General features: G+C 42.5%; 8 protein-coding genes and 1 pseudogene. 8 read left to right on the forward strand and 1 reads right to left on the reverse strand.

Annotated features, from left to right (window positions below; all coding sequences use genetic code 11):
* The 3 genes from R7P69_RS24330 to R7P69_RS24340 form a co-directional block, all read left to right on the forward strand.
* On the forward strand, nucleotides 1-269 hold a 269-nt coding region (locus R7P69_RS24330; RefSeq protein ID WP_318121715.1), incomplete at its 5' end, for a type II toxin-antitoxin system RelE/ParE family toxin.
* Nucleotides 259-546: a NadS family protein gene (gene nadS / locus R7P69_RS24335; protein WP_029946694.1), complete on the forward strand. Its 288-nt coding sequence runs from the start codon at nucleotides 259-261 to the stop codon at nucleotides 544-546. The genes R7P69_RS24330 and nadS, both read left to right, overlap by 11 nt.
* A gap of 16 nt (nucleotides 547-562) precedes the next feature.
* A complete protein-coding gene (locus R7P69_RS24340; RefSeq protein WP_005398424.1) occupies nucleotides 563-733 on the forward strand; it encodes a hypothetical protein in 171 nt (56 codons plus the stop codon).
* Between the two features lie 234 nt (nucleotides 734-967).
* On the opposite strand, the gene R7P69_RS24345 is transcribed toward R7P69_RS24340, so the two are convergent.
* Entirely contained in the window at nucleotides 968-1,183 is a 216-nt protein-coding gene (locus R7P69_RS24345; RefSeq protein WP_031819061.1) for a hypothetical protein, read from the reverse strand.
* 158 nt (nucleotides 1,184-1,341) lie between these two features.
* Between R7P69_RS24345 and R7P69_RS24350 the strand changes: the two genes are divergently transcribed.
* The 5 genes and pseudogenes from R7P69_RS24350 to R7P69_RS24365 form a co-directional block, all read left to right on the forward strand.
* A complete protein-coding gene (locus R7P69_RS24350; protein WP_005398517.1) occupies nucleotides 1,342-1,590 on the forward strand; it encodes a hypothetical protein in 249 nt (82 codons plus the stop codon).
* 855 nt (nucleotides 1,591-2,445) lie between these two features.
* The gene (locus tag R7P69_RS24355) at nucleotides 2,446-2,787 is read left to right on the forward strand and encodes a MobC family plasmid mobilization relaxosome protein (RefSeq protein ID WP_025607773.1); all 342 of its coding nucleotides are present in this window, start codon (nucleotides 2,446-2,448) and stop codon (nucleotides 2,785-2,787) included.
* Nucleotides 2,788-3,492: 705 nt separating this feature from the next.
* Nucleotides 3,493-3,942 (forward strand): MbeB family mobilization protein, encoded by a 450-nt coding sequence (locus tag R7P69_RS25400; RefSeq protein ID WP_353616425.1) that lies wholly within the window; start codon nucleotides 3,493-3,495, stop codon nucleotides 3,940-3,942.
* Entirely contained in the window at nucleotides 3,943-4,176 is a 234-nt protein-coding gene (locus R7P69_RS25405; protein WP_169567099.1) for an MbeD/MobD family mobilization/exclusion protein, read from the forward strand.
* Nucleotides 4,177-4,237: 61 nt separating this feature from the next.
* Nucleotides 4,238-4,438, forward strand: a pseudogene (locus R7P69_RS24365) (hypothetical protein); the annotation flags it as partial.

The raw sequence follows: 4,438 nt of genomic DNA on the forward strand, positions 1-4,438 counted from the left end.
TTCGAGCGTTGCAGTCAGACATCATCAAAAACCCAGAAATGGGATCGTTGATTGTCGGAACGGGAGGGCTAAGAAAAGTTCGCCTTGCTGGAGAATCGACAGGTAAGAGTGGTGGTTATCGAACGATTTACTTACTGATCCAACCTGATGTTGTCTATTTGGTGTTGCTGTACAAGAAAGGGAGAAAGGACTCTTTAACTCAGAAAGAGAAGAATCTCCTTAAAGAAGTGTCGAGGTCGATTAAGAGAGAGTATGACAATGAGCAATAGTATTTTTGATGAACTTTATACATCGATGAAGCAAGCCGAAGCGATTGCAAAAGGAGAGCAGACTCCTGCGAATGTCACTCGTTATGAGATTGCCGATGTTAAAGCGATCCGAGCACAACTGGATGTCAGCCAAAAAGAGTTGGCACAAGCGATGGATGTGAGTATTGATACCGTGAAAAGTTGGGAGCAAGGACGGAGAAATCCGACAGGTTTAGCAAGCAAAGTCCTAACTCTACTCTCTAAAGAGCCAGAGCTTTATGCGAAGTTTTCAGTTTAAAGATTAAGAGGTGTCTATGAGTGCAGCTGTTACTTTTGAGCAATTCTGTCAGCGTTACGAGTACGATCCGAGAAGTTCGTTATCTCGATTTGAATATGAGAAGTACAAAGAGAAGAAGTACAAAGAGAACTTAGAGATAGCTAACGAGCTGATCACCAAAGATGCCATCGATAAGATGAAAACATAGAAAAAACGCCCTTAGAGGGCGTTTTTTGTTTCAATCGAACTGCGAACTTTTTGTCCTGTAAATCGCTCTGAAAGCGTCACAAACTTACAGCCCGATTTCTGGCTAATTAGGTAAGGATAAGTGCTTAAAAACGCTCCAGGAGCGTTTTGAGAGCGTCAGATTGGCGTTTTGAGATGCTAAGTCGGCTATTTAACGTAATAGGAATAATAATCACCACCACAACGTTATGTTGCTTTAAATTATGAGCTTCTTTGCTTCGATTTGAAGCCATTCAAATGTGTTTTTGGGCTCTCCATGCATTTCCATTTGATGCCAAAGTTTTTCAAATGACAAAATAGTGACTTGTAGAGCAACTTCTTCATTTCCAATTTCCATTGTTAAATTTTCGAGAAGTTTAATCGTATGAGCATCTACTAAAGTGTCGTATTTTTTTATTTTACACAAAGCCATAACGCAATACTCACAAAGTGTTGATATGCATGTAACTTTATAATAGTGCTCAATTGCGTATATAGTGGTTTTTTTTGGCCTAAGTCTATTAAGAACGTTCAATTGCTCACACAAACCTAGTCTTAAATATGATGTGTATGAGATAAATGGGATAAAGCGTGAAACTAAAAATTTATTTTAAAACATCGAATAACAAAGGCTTTGAAATCGCATCATATCAAGAACATTACGAGACAATTGTTGCTCAATGGCTTTCGTTAGGTCGTACACTAGAATCGAGTTCTTTTTTCCTTGTGCTGTACGATGATGATGGTAAGTGTGTAGATGCCAAATATCTTTCAAAAAATAATTTTAGTCGATTGCTGATAGAGTGGGACTGCTTTGGTTTAAAAGAAAGTAATGAGTAATTTAACGTAACACTCGTTGTGCGAACTGAACGATAGAACGCAAAAGGTTGCCCAAACCGGCGACCTTTTTTACATCTGGCAGATACGAAAAACGCCTCCCAATGGGAGGCGTTTTTCTTGAGGACGTTCATTACCTTAGAAAAGGATCGTTGAGATCCCAGCTCTTTGGTTGTAATCTCAATCCCCAGATGTGACAAAACCGACCCTGCAAGGTCGGCTTTGATCGGAATACTTACCGGTTTGACGGCCTGTGTAAGTCCTTTCATGATAGCCCATATCGTTTAAGCACTTCAAGTATTCCTGCACTCTGTTTGGACTCAAGATGTTTTGGACAGAGCGATGCGCATCAGCCACCGACCAAGGGAAGTTCCAAAGGTGGCAGGTAAAGGCACTAATCAAAACTTGCGAAAGCACGATAAAACCGCTCTCTTGTAGCTGCTAGAGGGAGAACTGCGGAAAAGGAATAATTGATTAGTGTTGTGAGACTGGAATGGGGGCGTAAAGCCTTACTCACAGCGCAGGGCAGCCCGAAAGGGAAGAGACTTACCCAATCTGAAAGCGACCAAAAAGATACCCAAATCACTCATAAATTTGAGTTGAAATGGGTAGGGGTCGGCGCAGCCGAAAGGGTGGTTTGCGCTAGCTTGGCTAGCCTCCTCTTTGCTCTTACTGTCATTGTTTGATACTTCATGATTTCCCTTATTTGCATTTCTTTATCTTACTTTCTATCTTTTGTTAAGCACATAAGCAAGGCTACACAAAGACCCCTCCACTTCGTTACGTTGTCATTGTGCCTTGTAAGGGACGCTACGCTCCCTTAACCCTAGTTAAAAGCACTCAAACTAAAGAATTGCCATGACTGAAAAGAAGAAAGTAATACGAGAAAAGTCCATCAAGATCAGAGTCACTGAGACTGAACTTCAAGCTCTGAAAGATCGGTGTGATGGTGCGGAATTAGCTCCTTGGGTGAGAGAGACTTGTCTTGGGGAACGGACTCTTAAAAGAGCCAATGTTCCTAAAGTAGACCCCGCATTATTGCGCCAGTTATCTGGACTTGGAAATAACTTGAATCAGATCACTAGAGTAGTGAATACCCAGAATTATGATGTCGTGAATGTGGTTCAAGTATTGGCTCAACTTTCAGCAATCGAGCGTCAGCTTGGGCAAATAATGGCACAGTATGAGATCTCAGTATGATTGTTCAGTTCGCTCGTAGAGGTAAGGGCGTTGGGAGTGGCCCTGTTGATTATCTCTTAGGGAAAGATAGAAATCGGGAGAGGGCGACACTCAATCAAGGCGATCCTGATTTAGTTCAATCACTCATTGATTCGAGTCCTTACGCCAAAAAGTACACATCGGGCTTTCTCTGTTTTGCTGAAACGGACTTATCACAAGAGATTAAAGATCGCCTCATGGCTGATTTTGAAAAGGCTTTGTTACCAGGCTTAGACAAAGACCAATACTCCATTCTTTGGGTAGAGCATCTTGATAAAGGGCGGTTAGAGCTGAATTTTGTTATTCCAAATATTGAGCTTCATTCTGGCAAGCGACTTCAACCTTACTACCACTTTGCAGACAATCCTCGTATCGATGCGTGGCGCACCATTAAGAATCTTGAACTAGGGCTTCATGACCCAGATGACCCTGCTAATCAGCAAGGCTTGGTGAGTGCTAAAGACACTCCATCCGATGCAAAAGAGATTCAGCAACTTCTTACCGATGGTCTACTTAATCTTGCTCAATCAGGCGCGATCCGTAGTCGAAAAGGGGTAATTGGTGCGCTTGAAAGCAAAGGATTTGAGATTGCCAGAGTGACAGCTAAAAGCATCAGCATTAAGAATCCCGAAAGTGGGAAACGAAACATAAGATTAAAAGGTTTGTTGTATGAGCAAGATTTTGAATATGGCGAGGGACTTCAATTCGCAATCGAAGAAGCAAGCCAACGCTATCGAGCAAACGCTAAAGAAAGACTTCGAGAGGCACGAACAACGTATTCAAGATGCGTTGAAATCAAGCGAGCAGAAAATCATAAACGACATCCAAGAGCAGCAATCACGTTTGAATCTCTTGGTGATGAAAACATGGATTTGGTTGCCAGTGACCCTGTTATTTTTGGTGATCGTCAGTTACGGGATCGCTTGGTATCAAGGGCAGACGATATTAGACAATCAGAAAAAGATAGCCCGCCAAAAAGCGATCCTAGAGCAGTTCCAGAACAAGACTTGGGGGCTTTCTCTGTACGAGAGCCAGAAAGGGGAACGTTTTATTGTGATACCAGAGGGTTACTCGATTCTGGAGGGGTGGACAATGAACGATGGCAAGAACGAGCTGATCAAGTTGGAGAGGAAATAAATGACCGAGCTAGAGAAACAACTTTTGCACGCCTTCGAGGTTTTAGAGAGGCAGCACAAGGAGCAGCACAGCGAGTTCGTGAAGCTCTACAAGGATTTAGAGAAAAGATTCGAGCAGAGCAGCGAGGAGAACCAACGCTTACAGAGCAGTGTGAGCAGCTTGACCATGCAAGTAAACAACTTGACGCAGCAGCTCCAGTCGTTGGAAAAGCAATACAGCAAGAGCAGTCGTTAGCACGACAAAATCGCAGAGGTCGAGGTTTCGGATTTAATCGTTAATACATTTGAAAATACGCTTGCCAGGAGTACAATGTACTCCTATTCTTTTGGGAGAGGATCGGGTTATTAGCTACGCATTAGAGTTTATTGAAACGCCATTGTTTGAATCTCAGCGAAAAGAGATGCTCACGGATGAAGAGTTTCGAGCGTTGCAGTCAGACATCATCAAAAACCCAGAAATGGGATCGTTGATTGTCGGAACGGGAGGGCTAAGAAAA

The organism is Vibrio sp. 661 (assembly GCF_033339315.1).
Classification (GTDB): domain Bacteria; phylum Pseudomonadota; class Gammaproteobacteria; order Enterobacterales; family Vibrionaceae; genus Vibrio; species Vibrio alginolyticus.